The organism is Geomonas edaphica, assembly GCF_004917075.1.
Lineage (GTDB): Bacteria > Desulfobacterota > Desulfuromonadia > Geobacterales > Geobacteraceae > Geomonas > Geomonas edaphica.
Window position 1 is genome coordinate 548,816 of record NZ_SSYB01000002.1, and the last position, 13,729, is coordinate 562,544.

The 13,729-nt window shown below is 60.9% G+C and carries 12 protein-coding genes; 6 read left to right on the forward strand and 6 right to left on the reverse strand.

The window, feature by feature from the left end:
- Nucleotides 1-2: 2 nt before the first annotated feature.
- Nucleotides 3-1,787 (reverse strand): potassium-transporting ATPase subunit KdpA, encoded by a 1,785-nt coding sequence (gene kdpA / locus E8K79_RS08660; protein ID WP_136514391.1) that lies wholly within the window; start codon nt 1,785-1,787, stop codon nt 3-5.
- Nucleotides 1,788-2,065: 278 nt separating this feature from the next.
- Here kdpA and E8K79_RS08665 point away from each other — a divergent pair, with 278 nt between their 5' ends.
- The 6 genes from E8K79_RS08665 (at nt 2,066) to E8K79_RS08690 (ending at nt 8,291) form a co-directional block, all read left to right on the forward strand.
- Complete coding sequence (locus E8K79_RS08665; RefSeq protein ID WP_136514392.1) at nt 2,066-2,251, forward strand: hypothetical protein; 186 nt, start codon at nt 2,066-2,068, stop codon at nt 2,249-2,251.
- Nucleotides 2,248-4,029: a HAMP domain-containing methyl-accepting chemotaxis protein gene (locus E8K79_RS08670; RefSeq protein ID WP_162604631.1), complete on the forward strand. Its 1,782-nt coding sequence runs from the start codon at nt 2,248-2,250 to the stop codon at nt 4,027-4,029. The genes E8K79_RS08665 and E8K79_RS08670 overlap by 4 nt, the downstream gene beginning before the upstream one ends.
- A gap of 181 nt (nt 4,030-4,210) precedes the next feature.
- Nucleotides 4,211-4,804 (forward strand): PAS domain-containing protein, encoded by a 594-nt coding sequence (locus E8K79_RS08675; RefSeq protein ID WP_136514394.1) that lies wholly within the window; start codon nt 4,211-4,213, stop codon nt 4,802-4,804.
- 385 nt (nt 4,805-5,189) lie between these two features.
- Nucleotides 5,190-5,576, forward strand: a complete 387-nt coding sequence (locus tag E8K79_RS08680; protein WP_246043768.1) for a MarR family winged helix-turn-helix transcriptional regulator — start codon at nt 5,190-5,192, stop codon at nt 5,574-5,576.
- Entirely contained in the window at nt 5,573-7,540 is a 1,968-nt protein-coding gene (locus E8K79_RS08685; RefSeq protein WP_136514396.1) for an FUSC family protein, read from the forward strand. The genes E8K79_RS08680 and E8K79_RS08685 overlap by 4 nt, the downstream gene beginning before the upstream one ends.
- Before the next feature lie 19 nt (nt 7,541-7,559).
- The gene (locus E8K79_RS08690; protein WP_136514397.1) at nt 7,560-8,291 is read left to right on the forward strand and encodes an SDR family oxidoreductase; all 732 of its coding nucleotides are present in this window, start codon (nt 7,560-7,562) and stop codon (nt 8,289-8,291) included.
- A gap of 98 nt (nt 8,292-8,389) precedes the next feature.
- On the opposite strand, the gene E8K79_RS08695 is transcribed toward E8K79_RS08690, so the two are convergent.
- From E8K79_RS08695 to E8K79_RS08715, 5 genes are all read right to left on the reverse strand, one after another.
- Nucleotides 8,390-8,965: a winged helix DNA-binding protein gene (locus tag E8K79_RS08695; protein ID WP_198419798.1), complete on the reverse strand. Its 576-nt coding sequence runs from the start codon at nt 8,963-8,965 to the stop codon at nt 8,390-8,392.
- Between the two features lie 304 nt (nt 8,966-9,269).
- On the reverse strand, nt 9,270-9,785 hold the full coding sequence (locus E8K79_RS08700) for an acetyl-CoA carboxylase biotin carboxyl carrier protein subunit (protein ID WP_136514398.1): 516 nt from the start codon (nt 9,783-9,785) through the stop codon (nt 9,270-9,272).
- 26 nt (nt 9,786-9,811) lie between these two features.
- Nucleotides 9,812-11,335 carry an acetyl-CoA carboxylase biotin carboxylase subunit gene (locus tag E8K79_RS08705; protein WP_136514399.1) on the reverse strand — a complete coding sequence of 508 codons (1,524 nt, stop codon included), beginning with the start codon at nt 11,333-11,335 and terminating at the stop codon, nt 9,812-9,814.
- Nucleotides 11,336-11,383: 48 nt separating this feature from the next.
- The gene (locus tag E8K79_RS08710) at nt 11,384-12,934 is read right to left on the reverse strand and encodes an acyl-CoA carboxylase subunit beta (protein WP_136514400.1); all 1,551 of its coding nucleotides are present in this window, start codon (nt 12,932-12,934) and stop codon (nt 11,384-11,386) included.
- 26 nt (nt 12,935-12,960) lie between these two features.
- Complete coding sequence (locus E8K79_RS08715) at nt 12,961-13,728, reverse strand: LamB/YcsF family protein (RefSeq protein WP_136514401.1); 768 nt, start codon at nt 13,726-13,728, stop codon at nt 12,961-12,963.
- Between the last annotated feature and the right edge of the window lies 1 nt (nt 13,729).

Below are 13,729 nucleotides of genomic sequence, written 5' to 3' on the forward strand. Positions count from 1 at the left end.
GGCTATTTCCCTCCCAGCATGGTCACGTGCTCGACGATGGGCCCGAGGCTCAAAGCCGGGAAGAAGGTGAGCGCGCCGACGACGAGGATGACCAGGGAGAGCCAGAGGGCGAAGGGGACCTTGTCGGTTGGGAGCGTCCCGAGGCTCGGCGGGACGTACTTCTTCCCGGCGAGCGACCCCGCCATGGCGAGGGAAGCGACGATGGGGGCGAAACGCCCGACGAACATGGCGAGGGAGCCGGTCAGGTTGTAGAAGAGGGTGTTCGCGGCGAGACCTGCGAAGGCGCTGCCGTTGTTGTTGGACATGGAGGCGAAGGCGTAGAGGATCTCGGAAAGGCCGTGGGCGCCGGGGTTCGCCATGGAGGCGACCGCTTGAGGGGTCCAAAGGGCCAGGGTCGTGAAGAAGAGCACCAGGACGCCGGAGGTCATCACGGTCACGATGGACATCCACATCTCGGCCACCTCGATCTTCTTGCCGAGAAATTCCGGGGTGCGCCCGATCATGAGCCCGGCAACGAACACCGCGATCACCACGAAGGCGATCATGGTGTAGAGCCCGGTCCCCACGCCGCCGACCACCACCTCGGATAGGAGGATGAGCGACAGGGGTACCATCCCGCCAAGCGGAGTCATAGAGTCGTGCATCGCGTTCACCGCGCCGCATGAGGTGCCGGTGGTGGCGCTGCTGAAAAGGGCACTTCCCGCAACGCCGAAGCGCGTTTCCTTACCCTCCAAGTTCACCTGTTGCACGCCGAGTTTTGCAACGAGCGGGTTTCCGGCGGACTCGGCCGCGTAGTTGATCCCGACGGCCAGGACCAGCAGGGCGAGCATCACCGCGAGGATGGCCCACCCCTGGCGCGTGTTCCCGGTCATCTCCCCGAAGGTCAAGGTGAGCGAGGCGCCGATCAGGAGGATAAGGAAGGCCTCGATCAGGTTGGTAAACGGCGTCGGGTTCTCATAGGGGTGCGCCGAGTTGGCGTTGAAGAAGCCGCCTCCGTTGGTCCCGAGTTCCTTGATCGCCTCCTGGGAGGCCACCGGTCCCATCGGTACCGTCACCTCCCGCACGACAACCCGTTCGGTGACTGCGTTACCCCGCGCGTCGCGCACCGCGTTGCCGCCGCCGTCCACCTTCGCCTTGTCGTAAGTGAGGGGCTGGACCAGGGGCATCATTTTGTAGGGGCTCAGGTTCTGGATCACCCCCTGGGAAACCAGAAGGGGGGCGACGAGCAGCGAGACCGGGAGGAGCACGTAGAGGATTGACCGGGTGAGATCGACGTGGAAGTTGCCGATGAGTTCGGTGCGGTGCCTTGCGAAGCCGCGTATCGTCGCGATGGCCACCGCGATCCCGGTTGCGGCGGATAGGAAGTTGTGCACCGTGAAGCCGAACATCTGGGTGAAATAGCTTGCTGACGTCTCGCCCGAATAGGCCTGCCAGTTGGTGTTGGTCATGAAGCTCACCGCGGCGTTCAGCGCTAGGTGCCAGGGAAAGGAGGTGAGCTTTTGCGGGTTTAAGGGGAGCGCGCCCTGCAAAAGCAGGATGGCGAAGAGTGCTACGCCCCCTGCCAGGTTGAAAAGGACCAGCGACAGCGCGTAACGCCGCCAGGGCATCTCCTCGTTTCTATCCACGCCGCACACCCGGTACAGGAGGTTTTCGCACGGGACGAGAAGAGGCGACAGGAAGGTACGCTCGCCGCGGAACACCCGGGCGAGGTAAGCCCCGAACGGTTTGACCGCCGCCAGGAGTATCACGAAAAAGACGATGGTTTGCATCCATCCGTAGTTATTCATTATCTCTCTCCACCTTTCAGTTTACCGCACTGTCAAAGATAGTCTTCGGAGCCTTAAGACGGCGTCAAAATAGGTCCCGAAGGCATTAAGAGAGCGTTAAAACCGGATTGCCTGCGCTACTGTCACCGCCAGGCCAGGGGGATGCGGGGCCTTTGCCTGGTGGCGATGACTGAGCGCTCGAAATCTTCTGATCGAATTAACGCGACTGCAACACCGCTGCAACATACCGGCGCTATCCTTCCCTTCAAAAAATGAGAAGAGAGAGAAGGAGTGAACACATGGATCTTATGCCGGTAGGTGATCGTTACATCTGGTACTGCGACTGGTGCGACACGAAGAACGTGACGCCTTGGGTGAGAGTGAGTGAGAAGGAAGTCTGCTGCGCGGCATGCCACAAGAGCTTCCCGTCTTCCGGCAGACCGGAGCCTGTGATGGCCTCGGCAGGTCGGAGACAGTTGCTATGACAAAGCGGCCTTTGAGCGGTGCGGTCAGAACGGGAAGAAAAGGGGTGACCATGAAGTGGTACGCGGGACTTCCGCTCGGAAGGAAGATCCTAGCCGGCTTTTTGCTGGTGGCCGGGCTTTGCGGGGTGAGCGGCATGGTGGCGGCGGGGAGCATCTACGAGGTCGGGGCACGCGCGGAAACGATGTACGCCGGGAACCTGGTCCCCCTTAGCAAACTTCCGGAGCTGGTCAGGGACTACCAGGCCTCCCTGTACCTGCTGCGGGACATCATCATGGACCCTTCCGAACAGGAGCGGCAGGAGCACCGGGAGCAGTTGAACCGCTGCACGCAAAAGGTGGAGCAGGGGCTGGCGGAGTTCTTCGCCTCGAACCGCACCCCGCAGGGGAGGGAGCTGCAAAAGAGCATCGCCGAGGACCTGAAGCTGTACGGCTTCTTCAGGGACAAGATCGTCGATCTGGCCGCCGAGGGGCGCCGGGACGAAGCGATCAACATCATGCGCAACCAGGGGGGAGATGTCATCGCCAGGGTCGACCAGGGGATCGCGGCGGTCGTCGCCCTGAACAGAACCCAGGCGCAAAAGAGTTTTGCCGACAACGACCGGATGGCGCGGCTCGCGCTCGGGGTGAGCGCGCTCTTCCTTTCGCTGGGAGCGGCGGCCGCCTTGGCCGCGGGGTACTTCTTATCCCGCAGCATCACCGCGCCCCTCGCAGCCGTCGGGGGGAAGGTCGCCGAGATCGCCTCGGGGGATCTCACCGTTCGGGTCGATGCGGCACATGCGGAAGAAGACTCCCGGAACGAACTGCACCGCCTCTCCCGCAACGTGAACCAGATGGCGCAGACGCTGCACTCGGTCGTTTCCTGCATCGCCACGGAATCGAAGAGCCTTTCCAACGCCTCCGGCACATTGAGCGAGAGATCCGCGGGGATGGTGCAGCGTGCGGTGCTGGCGGGCAAGGAGATAGACTCGGTGGCCGGTTCCAGCGCGGAGATCAACGTCACGGCATCCGAGATCGCCCGGAACTGCTCGGTTGCCGCCGACAACGTCGCCATCGCGAACCGCGCCGTGGAATCGGCTCGCGGCGTCATGGGCGAGACCATCGAGACCATGCAGGCGATAGGGGCGCATTCCCGCGAGACCTCCCTCGTCGTTGCGGAGCTCGGCAGGCGCTCTCAGCAGATAGGCGAGATCACCGACACCATCAACGACATCGCGGACCAGACCAACCTGCTGGCCTTAAACGCAGCCATCGAGGCCGCCCGCGCGGGAGAGCAGGGGAGGGGCTTCGCGGTGGTCGCCGACGAGGTCCGCGCCCTGGCTTCGCGCACCACGGCCGCCACGCGTGAGATCTCCGAAATGATCAAGGCGATCCAGCGGGAGACGCGTCGCGCCATGGATGCCATGGAAAAAGGGGTTGGCGAGGCGGAGCGCGGCGTGGCCAAGGCGTTTTCCACGGGCGAGGCCCTGAATGCCGTCACGGCGACCATCGAATCGATTGCCGGAGAGGTGAGTCAGATCGCCACGGCCGCAGAGGAGCAGAGCCTGTCGGTGCATGCGGTGGCTGGGAACATCAGTCACGTCACCGGAGTCATCAGAGAAAGCGGCGCCGGAGCCCAGGAATTCGCCAACGCCGCAGCGCATATGCACGCGATCGCCGAAGAACTGAAGGTTGTCGTGAGCCGCTTCCAAATTGGACAGCGGGATAATGATTGTAGAGAGTTGGAAGAGGCGGTGGAGCCCCGGGCATTGTATCTTGTCACGGCACCAGCCATGTCCTAGACAGCGGTATTTTTTCATGCCTTCCTGCCCGCGGCCCCACGAAGGTGAGCCGGAAAACAGCTTTGGTGGCCGAGGATGCTGTAAACCATTGACACACGGCAAGTTACGTGCGATATCCATGAGCCCGAAGCCGCGCATGCCGTAGAGGAGCCTCAGGCTTCCAGGCGTCAAAGGAGAAGCCATGGAAAATATAAGCGCCTGCTGTTTGTCAGTGCTGAATTCGATACCGCTCATAATTTTCGTGGTGGACAACGATGTGCGGATACGCGATCTGAACAAGACGGCGGCGACGACCTTCGGTCTCGACAAAGACGCGATCTACAACAAGCGCGGAGGAGAGGTTTTCCACTGCCTGCATTCCCACGACGTGCCGGAAGGATGCGGCCGGGCGCCGATCTGCAAGAGCTGCGTGGTCAGAAATTCGGTCACACTGAGTTTCGGCGGCCAGACGGTTTCCAAGAGCAGGACGAAGTTCGAGATCCAGGTCGGAGACTCCAAAAAGGAGCTGGAGCTGCTGATAACGACCAGCCCCGTTGAGCTGAACGGCGAGAAGCTGGTTCTTCTTATGCTGGAAGACATCAGTGAGTTCACCATGCTGAAGAACATAATTCCGATCTGCATGCATTGCAAGAAGATCCGCGACGATCAGGACTACTGGCATAGCGTTGAGGAGTACTTCAACGCATACGTCGGGGTCGATTTCTCCCACGGCATCTGCCAGAGCTGCCTCGATAAGCTCCACCCGGAAGTGCGCGGGGCGCTGAAGAAACAATAGGAAAGGGGATGGCTGAAGCAGGCAATGCTTCGCCATCCTTTCATGCCTGCCCTCCTTACGAAGTCCCTGATACTGCAGACTTTTCACCCGCCAAAGGTCTCCCCCCGTTACAATCTCTCCCCCCCGCGATGGAGAATTCTGAATTTTCTGTGTTGGCACCGCGTTGCGGAATTATATGAACTGGACGTAATGTTAACTGCCTGATTTTGTCCGGATTGCAGTTTTCGCTGTTTCAACTTCCTCCACGGAAGATCCGATTCGAAAAAAATAGATAGCTAAATAATAGTTCGCATGCTATCTATTTTCTATGACTCTCCTCACAAAAAAAATCGACAAGCAAAGCCTCCTCTACCGCATGGGGTTCCTGACGAGGCGTTGGCGGCAGATGCTGGACTCGGCCTTCCAGTCCCTGGGGCTAACCGACGCGGCATGGCGCCCATTGCTGCACCTGCACCATCTGGGTGACGGCATCAAACAGAAAGACCTTGCGGCCTCCCTCGGCATTGAAGGCCCCTCTCTCACACGCATCCTGGACCAGTTGATAGCGAAAGGTTTTATCGAGCGCGTCGAAGACGCGAGCGACCGCCGTGCGAAACTGCTCACGCTTTCACCGCAGGGGCGGGCGATGGTCACCGAGATCACCGGCAAGGTGTCGGCCCTCGAGCATGATCTCCTCAGTACGTTCGATGACACGGAGATCGAGCAGATGAGCAACTTCGTGGAGCGACTGGAGAAGAGGCTGCAGGAAACCCGCTCGAGACTTAAAGGATGAACTCGCACCACCGCTTAAAACTCATCGTCGCCCTGCGCGGAACGCTGTCCGCGCTTACGGCACTTGGCGTTGCCCAGTTCCTGGGGATCGAGAATCCCTACTGGGCCGCGATGACCGCACTGATCGTAATCCAGCCGACCCGCGGCCTTCTATTCGAGAAGAGCTTCTACCGCCTGGTCGGCACCGTCTTCGGCTCCTTGTCCGCTCTAGTTCTCCTCCGGCACACCGTATCCCCGTCCATGCTCACCTTAGCCCTCGTCTTCTGGATCGCCGGTTGCGTCGGCATCGGGAACCTCTTACACGGTCTGCGCTCCTACGCCTTTCTCATGGCTGCCTGCACCTGCGCGGTCATCGTGATGAGCGGCTTCATGAATCCTTCACGGATGAATGAGATCGCCTTCGGCCGGATCGCCTGCATCGTCGTCGGCGTCATCGTCTCTACGGCGGTCACCGCCTTCTTCACGCCGTCTTCGCAACGCGAGGAGTTGGAGCGACGCCTCCGGGAGGCGGTCTCGGAGGCCATGTGCTGGCTGGCCGCGCTGATCCGTCAAGGACGCACGGAGGAGGTCGCCGGACTTGAGCATGCGCTGCTTCTGGAGTTGGCCGACCTGGAGGTCCTTTTGGACGCTGCGGGGGGGGCAGCTCCCGGTTTCACGAGAAGGAAACGGCAGGTGAAGAGCCTGATCGCCGCGCTTCTATCCCTGCTCTCGGTCGGGCGCCTTTCCGCGGAGCACCTGGAGCGTCACAAGGACGCGGACGGCAGGCAATGGCAGTGGCGTGAGCTCCTGGCGCTGCATATGCGCGAAGCAGCCGCGAGGTTCGAATCTTCCGAAGGAGCGGCTTTTTCCACCGAACTCGCCGCTCTCTCATCTGAAGCGCGCTCCCACCTGCCGCTTTTGGGGGAGACGCTGCACGGGCTGGTGGCTGCACTGGAAGACGTCCTTTCCGGAGTCGAGGCGGTTGCCGGCGATCAGGAAAGCGAGCCGCGGCATCGGCTCATCAGGCACCGGGACTGGGTTGAAGCGGGTAGGGCAGCCTTTCGTTCCGGCCTTATCATCGCGGCCGTCGGCTTTACCTGGAGCGCCACCGGCTGGAGCAAGGGCCCGCTCATGCTGATGGCCCTCTCCATCATGACCACAGTCTTCTCGAACAAGGACCATCCCGCCCACTTCGTCGGCAACATCTTCGTCGGTGCGGCGATCGGCTCCGCGGCCGCGGTTCTCTGCAGAATATTCCTGCTCCCTGGTGTGGTTGACCCGTACCTCACCATCGCCGTCGTCGCCCCGTTCGTGCTGCTCGGTTTCATCGCCATGCAGTACCGGAAAACGGTGCTGGCCGCGACCGACGCGACCCTCTTCTTCCTTTTCGTGGTTCAGCCGGGGGTAGCGGTTCACGTTGCCAATATCGATCTGGCCATTGGCGCCGTAGCCATGGTGGCGGGTGTGGGAACCGCATGGATCTCCTACACCTTGCTGGTTCCGATCAACCCTCGTCTGCGCATGCGGTCCATTCTCGCGGCCGTTTCCCGCGACCTCGTGCGCATGGCGCAGGACGGGTCGCCGCAGGTCATGGCCCGAACCCGTGAGAGGCTGCACCACAGGGTGATCCGTTTGGTGGACATGGCCGCGCGGCATGACCCGGAGCATCTCAGAACCGTAGAGGGTGGGGTGACCGCGCTCGGCATGGCCGCATGCATCATCTCGTTGCGTGAAAAACTGGACAAAGAGGATCTTGCCCCGACATCGGAACGGATCATAAGGGAGGCGCTGATGGCTATAGCCGTCCTGGCCCCTCGACCTGAAAATGCCGGGCAACTGTTAAGCCGTGCGGCACGCGCCCTTTACGCTGTCTTGGAAGATGGGGTGGTGATGAAGGACGTGGCACACGCAGAGGTAGGATCAACCGGTCATGCAGGGGACGTGCAACTGCATCCGCACCGGCTGCTGTGGGCAGAAAAACAGTAAGACTGAAGAGGAGAAAAAAATGGAATTGGCAGGCAAGGTAGTTTTGGTCACCGGCGCCAACGGCGGCATAGGGTGGGCACTGGTGCAGGAGTTATTGGAGCGTGGAGCGGCCAAAGTATATGCGGCGGCCCGCAACATCCAGGCGGTAGCCGAAATGGCGAAATTCGACCCGGGGCGCGTGGTCGCGCTGAGGATTGACGTGACCCATGAGACGAGCGTGGCAACGGCGGCGGCGCAATGCCAGGATGTCGATCTCGTCATCAACAACGCCGGGGTCAACCATTGCAAGAGCCTGCTCGACCCGGACGGGCTCGATTGCGCGCGCCAGGAGATCAAGGTCAACTACCTCGGCACCCTTTCCATGTGCCGTGCCTTCGCGCCTGTACTGGCCGCACGCGGCGGGGCGATAGCGAACGTCTGCTCCATCCTCGGTCTCGTGAACCTCCCCGTGAACGGAACCTACTCAGCCTCCAAGGCGGCCGGCCACTCGCTGCTGCAGGGGGTGCGCGCCGAACTGGCGCCGCGCGGCGTCAAGGTCTACGGGGTGTACCCAGGTCCGGTCGACACCAGGATGACCGCGGGGCAGGAGATGTCGAAAGCGACTCCGTCTCAGGTTGCGAAAATGATCCTGGAGGGCATCGCGAAAGACGAAGAGTACATCTTCCCTGATGCGATGTCGCTTGATGTGCGCAAGGGGCTGCTCCATGCCCCGAAAGAGGTCGAAAAGGAATTCGGCGCGATGGTGCCGTAAGGAACCGGATACCCGAAAGCCTTCGCAGCAAAAGAAAAGGCCCTGATCTCTCAGGGCCTTTTTCTGTCTGGGTGTCCTTTGCGCCTGGGGATCGGGCGTCAGGTTGAGGCCAGGTCGAATGAGGATGCTGCACGGGAAGCCTGGTCGTAGCTGCCCGAAACGTTGCGTAGGAATTTGGCGATACCGGCCAGCGTCTTCGCTTCGTCCTCGCTCTTGGTGAAGCTGTCTATGAGACAGGTGTCACGTACCTGCCTGTAGTTGTTGCAGATGGTCGAACCGTTGGGGGTGGTTGAGTAAAACATTTCCTTCCCCTTCTTGGTCCCGCTGACCAGCCCCGCGTTGGTCAGCTTCTTGATTGAGTAGGTGGCAAGGTGGGTATCTTCAATGTTCAGGATGAAACAGATGTCCGCAAGGCGCTTTTGCTTACCCCGATGGTTGATATGGTGCAGGATCAGTATGTCGAGCGGCGCCATGTCCTTGGCTCCGGCGGCGTTCATGCAGCGCACCATCCAGCGTTCAAAGGCATGATAAGCGATGATGAGCCCGAATTCGAATTCGGAAGACTCCGGATAGGAAACGGCGAGGTGGGCGGACGTAACGATATGAACGTTATTATCTTCCGAGTTTGAGCCGCTTCCTGCCATGGTGCTGATATCGATCTCTTTCTTTGGCATAGACCCTCTGGTTAATCTGCGGAACTTGACACAGGCATGCTGTAAGCGGGCAGTATAACTATCGGAGCAGCTTTTTACCAAGAAAATTCATCCCGGTGCAGCGGCGTTGCAGTGGCTGAAAACGCCCCCTCCCCCTGCGGGAGGGGGTACGGGGGTGGGGGAATATGCCATCAATTCCTTAGCTTGCGGCTTCACCCACCCCCCCGCCCCCCTCCCGTCAAGGGAGGGGGAGGGCTAGAAGCGGTTCGATTTGGCAATGCAAAGACGTAACCGGACAACGCTGCAGTGTCCGACAACCGCCCTACTACCCGGCCGGTTCCACGACACACAGCAATTCGTTGGTCGCAACGGGAACACCCTCAGTGGCCTTCAAGCTTCCTATCACACCGGCCACCGGTGCCTTGAGCTCGTTCATCATCTTCATCGCTTCAAGAATCATCAGCACCTGGCCGGATTCGACCAGGTCGCCTTCCTTGACCAGGACCTTGCAGACATTGCCGGACATGGGGGCGGTGATCTCCTGCCTTCCTGAAAGCCCCGCAGAGAGCTTGCTGGCGAGCTTTTTCCGCTTCTCCTCCATTACATCCAGCTCGAAGTGATCACCCTGTATGTCGACCTGGTACACCTCACCTTTATCGGAAAGGTCCAGATCCACTTCGTACGATCTGCCGTTTATGATCAGGGAGAGGAGGTTGTCCCTGGATTCATGGTAATCCACCAGGTATTCCTTGCCGCCCAAGTGAACCACGTACAGCCCGGGATGGCACTCTTCCACCCCGATGTGCCACTCTTCTTCGTTGCAGGTGACGATGTATGCCATGTGGAATTATCCTCCGTGAAGTGCCGTCAGCGCTTGATGCGGCCGCTCATCTTCCAGCCTGAATCGGCCTGCGTTGTGCCGCCCGGCACCGGCGTGCTCTTGCCGAGCTTTGCCTTGTCGCTCCGGAAGGCCTTGATGACGACGGCCAGCAGTGCCACCTCCTGGTGCGGTTTTTCCCTGGCGGCATTCTCTCTGTCGAACCTGCTGTCGATGAAGGTCGTGTCGTAGTCGCCTTCAATGAAGTGCTCGTTCTGCATCACCCGTTCGCAGAAGGGGATGGTGGTCTTGATCCCCTTTACGAAGTACTCGGAGAGCGCCCGCCGGGTGCGGCTGATGCAGCGCTCCCGGGTACCGGCCCAGACCACCAGTTTCGCCAGGTGCGGATCGTAGTAGGGGGGGACGTCGAGCCCCTCGTACATGCCGGAGTCGTCGCGGACACCGGGGCCGCCCGGCGTGCGCAGCCCCTCGATGCGGCCCGCGATCGGGAAGAAGTCGTGGTCCGGATTCTCCGCGTGTATGTGGCATTCGATGGCGTGACCGCGGAAGGCGATGTCCTTTTGCAGGAAGGCCAGCGGCAGACCGGCTGCCACACGGATCATCTCCTTGCAGAGGTCCGTGCCGGTGACCGCCTCGGTGACCGGGTGCTCGACCGCCAGACGGGTGTTCATCTCCAGGAAGAAGAATTCCTTTGTCGTTCCGTTCACCAGGAACTCGACCGTTCCCGCCGAATCGTAGCCGACCGCCCGGGCGATGCGGACCGCCGCTTCGCCCAATTTGCCGCGCAGTTCATCATCAACTATGGTCGAGGGTGCCTCTTCGATCATTTTCTGGTGCCGGTGCTGGATGGAACACTCCCGCTCCATGAAATGGACCACGTGCCCGTTCCCATCGCCGAATATCTGGATCTCTATGTGGCGAGGCCTTTCGATGCAGCGCTCCAGGTAGACCGCCTTTCTGCCGAAGCAGTTGAACGACTCGGAGCGGGCCGCCCGCACCAGCCTGGCCAGGTCCTCCGGCCGCTCCACCCTGCGCATCCCCTTGCCGCCGAAGCCGTGCACCGCTTTGACCATGATGGGGTAGCCGATTTCGGCCGCTGCCTGCTGCGCATCTTCGTCGTCGCGCAACTCCGCCAGCATGCCGGGGACGAGCGGCACGTCCTGCGCGGCCGCCACCTTGCGGGCCTCGATCTTGTTTCCCATGATCCGGATGGCGCCCGGGTTGGGACCGATGAAGGTGATCCCTTCAGCCGCGCAGAGTTCGGCGAATTCCGCCGTCTCGGAGAGGAAACCGTACCCGGGATGGATGGCGTCACAGCCGGATTTCTTCGCCACCTCGATGATGGTGTCGGTCCGCAAATAGGAACGGGAGGCGGGCGCCGGGCCGATACAGTAGGCTTCGTCGGCGACCCTCACGTGCAGCGAGGCGCGGTCCGCCTCGGAGTAGACGGCGACCGTCGGTATCTGGAGTTCCTGGCAGGCGCGGATGATTCGTATGGCGATCTCGCCGCGGTTGGCGATGAGCACCTTTTGAAAGAGCTTGTCAGCGGGCATATGAACTACTCCTTGCTGTTACGCTTCGGCTGCACTCGTACTTGCCGTTTACAGGGGTATGTTGCCGTGCTTGCGCGGCGGGTTCGCGTCGCGTTTGTTCTTGCACATCTCGAGCACGCTGATGAGCTTCGAGCGGGTCGCCGCGGGATCGATGACCTCGTCGATGTAGCCGAGCTCGGCGGCGTTGTAGGGGTTCGCGAACTTCTCGCGGTAATCCCGAACCAGTGACTTCCGGGTTTCCTGCGGGTTGTCCGAAGCGTACATCTCGGCGCGGTGAATGATGTTCACGGCCCCTTCCGGCCCCATGACCGCGATTTCAGCGGTGGGGAAGGCCATGCTGTAGTCGCCGCGGATATGTTTGGAGTTCATGACGCAGTAAGCGCCGCCGTAGGCCTTGCGGGTGATGACGGTGATCTTGGGTACGGTCGCCTCGGCCATGGCGTATAGGAGTTTGGCGCCGTGCTTGATGATCCCTCCCAGCTCCTGTCCCACCCCCGGCATGAAACCGGGAACGTCCTCGAAGATGACCAGGGGGATGTTGAAACTGTCGCAGAAACGGGTGAAGCGTGCCCCCTTGAGGGATGAATCGACGTCCAAGGCCCCGGCCAGAAAGATCGGCTGGTTCGCTACGACGCCGACCGGCCTGCCGTTCAACCGGGCGAAGCCGACCACCAGGTTCTTCGCGTAGTGTTCCTGGACCTCGAAGAAGTAGCGGTCATCCACCACGGCCTTGATGACCTCCTTCATGTCGTAGGGGACGTTGGGGTCATCAGGAATCATGGTGCGCAGGGCATCCTCGCAGCGATTGATATCGTCTTCGCACGCCGTCCGGGGAGGGTCCTCCATGTTGTTCAGCGGGATAAAGGAGAAGAGCTCGCGCATCATCAGCAGGCACTCCTCGTCGTCCGAACAGGCGAAGTGGGCGCAGCCGGACTTCGAGTTGTGGGTCATGGCCCCGCCCAACTCCTCCTTCGTCACTTCCTCGTGGGTCACCGTCTTGATGACCTCAGGCCCGGTGATGAACATGTAGGAGGTGTCCTTCACCATGAAGACGAAATCGGTGATGGCAGGCGAGTAGACCGCCCCTCCCGCGCAGGGGCCCATGATGGCCGACAGTTGCGGCACTACCCCCGAGGAGGTGACGTTGCGCAGGAAGATGTCCGCGTAGCCTGCCAGCGAATCGACCCCCTCCTGGATCCGTGCGCCCCCCGAATCGTTCAGGCCGATCACCGGCGCGCCGTTTTTCAGGGCCATGTCCATGATCTTCACGATCTTTTCGGCGTAGCTCTTGGAGAGTGACCCGCCGAACACGGTGAAGTCCTGGGCGAACACATAGGCAGGCCTTCCTTCGATGGTGCCGTAGCCAGTCACGACACCGTCGCCTGCGATCTTCTGCTTCTCCATGCCGAAGTTGTGGCAACGGTGCGTCACGAACTTGTCGATCTCGTTGAAGCTCCCCTCGTCCAGCAGGACCGCGATACGTTCCCTGGCGGTCAGTCGGCCGGACTTGTGATGCTTCTCGATCCTGTCGGCGCCGCCGCCCAGTTCGGCCTCTTCGTTTTTTGCCTGCAAAAGATGGAGTTTATTTTCGATGGTCATGGTCTACCTCGTTTACCAACCGTTCTTTAGCCCGCGTAGCTGCCGAATGCCTTCAGATGGACCTTTTCCTGCTCAAGCCTCGACCTGATGATCCGGATCATCTCGATGGCTTCCGCCGTGTCGCCATGAACGCAGATGGTCTGGGCGTTGAGGGGGACCGGGGTGCCGTCGATAGAAATCACGCTGCGGTCCCTTACCATGGTCAAAACCCGTTCCGCCGCCAGCGTCGGATCATGGATAACGGCACCCGGCTGGGTGCGCGGCACGAGCTTTCCTTCCCTCGTGTATGCTCGGTCGGCGAAGACCTCTTCCACGTACCGGATGCCGGTTTCCCTGGCCGCAGCCACCATCTCGGAATTGCTCAGGCATACGAGGTACAGTTCCGGATCCAGGGCTTTCATCGCCTCGGTAATGGCGAGGGCAATCGGGCGGCTCACCGCGGCCTTGTTGTAGAGCGCCCCGTGGGGCTTTACGTGCTGCAGTTTGATCCCTTCGCACTTGCAGAACGCTGACAGGGCGCCTATCTGGTAGATGAGATCTGCAGTGACTTCCTCTGGGGAGAGTTCCATCGGACGTCTCCCGAAGCCGACCAGGTCGGGGTAGGAGGGATGTGCTCCCACGGCGACACCGTGTGCTTTGGCCATCCTGACCGTATTCCGGATCGTCGCCGGGTCGGATGCGTGAAACCCGCAGGCTATGTTCGCCGAGGTGATGAAGGGCATGACCTGTTCGTCGCTGCCGATGGTGTACGCCCCGAACCCTTCACCCATGTCGCAATTCAAATCGATGTGCATA

What these genes read in the sequence shown, in the direction of transcription:
- E8K79_RS08710 (WP_136514400.1), bottom strand. Translation starts at nt 12,934, where the DNA reads ATGACCATCGAAAATAAACTCCATCTTTTGCAGGCAAAAAACGAAGAG.
- E8K79_RS08685 (WP_136514396.1), top strand. Translation starts at nt 5,573, where the DNA reads ATGAACTCGCACCACCGCTTAAAACTCATCGTCGCCCTGCGCGGAACG.
- E8K79_RS08670 (WP_162604631.1), top strand. Translation starts at nt 2,248, where the DNA reads ATGACAAAGCGGCCTTTGAGCGGTGCGGTCAGAACGGGAAGAAAAGGG.
- E8K79_RS08690 (WP_136514397.1), top strand. Translation starts at nt 7,560, where the DNA reads ATGGAATTGGCAGGCAAGGTAGTTTTGGTCACCGGCGCCAACGGCGGC.
- E8K79_RS08715 (WP_136514401.1), bottom strand. Translation starts at nt 13,728, where the DNA reads ATGCACATCGATTTGAATTGCGACATGGGTGAAGGGTTCGGGGCGTAC.
- E8K79_RS08695 (WP_198419798.1), bottom strand. Translation starts at nt 8,965, where the DNA reads ATGCCAAAGAAAGAGATCGATATCAGCACCATGGCAGGAAGCGGCTCA.
- E8K79_RS08680 (WP_246043768.1), top strand. Translation starts at nt 5,190, where the DNA reads ATGCTGGACTCGGCCTTCCAGTCCCTGGGGCTAACCGACGCGGCATGG.
- E8K79_RS08700 (WP_136514398.1), bottom strand. Translation starts at nt 9,785, where the DNA reads ATGGCATACATCGTCACCTGCAACGAAGAAGAGTGGCACATCGGGGTG.
- kdpA (WP_136514391.1), bottom strand. Translation starts at nt 1,787, where the DNA reads ATGAATAACTACGGATGGATGCAAACCATCGTCTTTTTCGTGATACTC.
- E8K79_RS08675 (WP_136514394.1), top strand. Translation starts at nt 4,211, where the DNA reads ATGGAAAATATAAGCGCCTGCTGTTTGTCAGTGCTGAATTCGATACCG.
- E8K79_RS08705 (WP_136514399.1), bottom strand. Translation starts at nt 11,335, where the DNA reads ATGCCCGCTGACAAGCTCTTTCAAAAGGTGCTCATCGCCAACCGCGGC.
- E8K79_RS08665 (WP_136514392.1), top strand. Translation starts at nt 2,066, where the DNA reads ATGGATCTTATGCCGGTAGGTGATCGTTACATCTGGTACTGCGACTGG.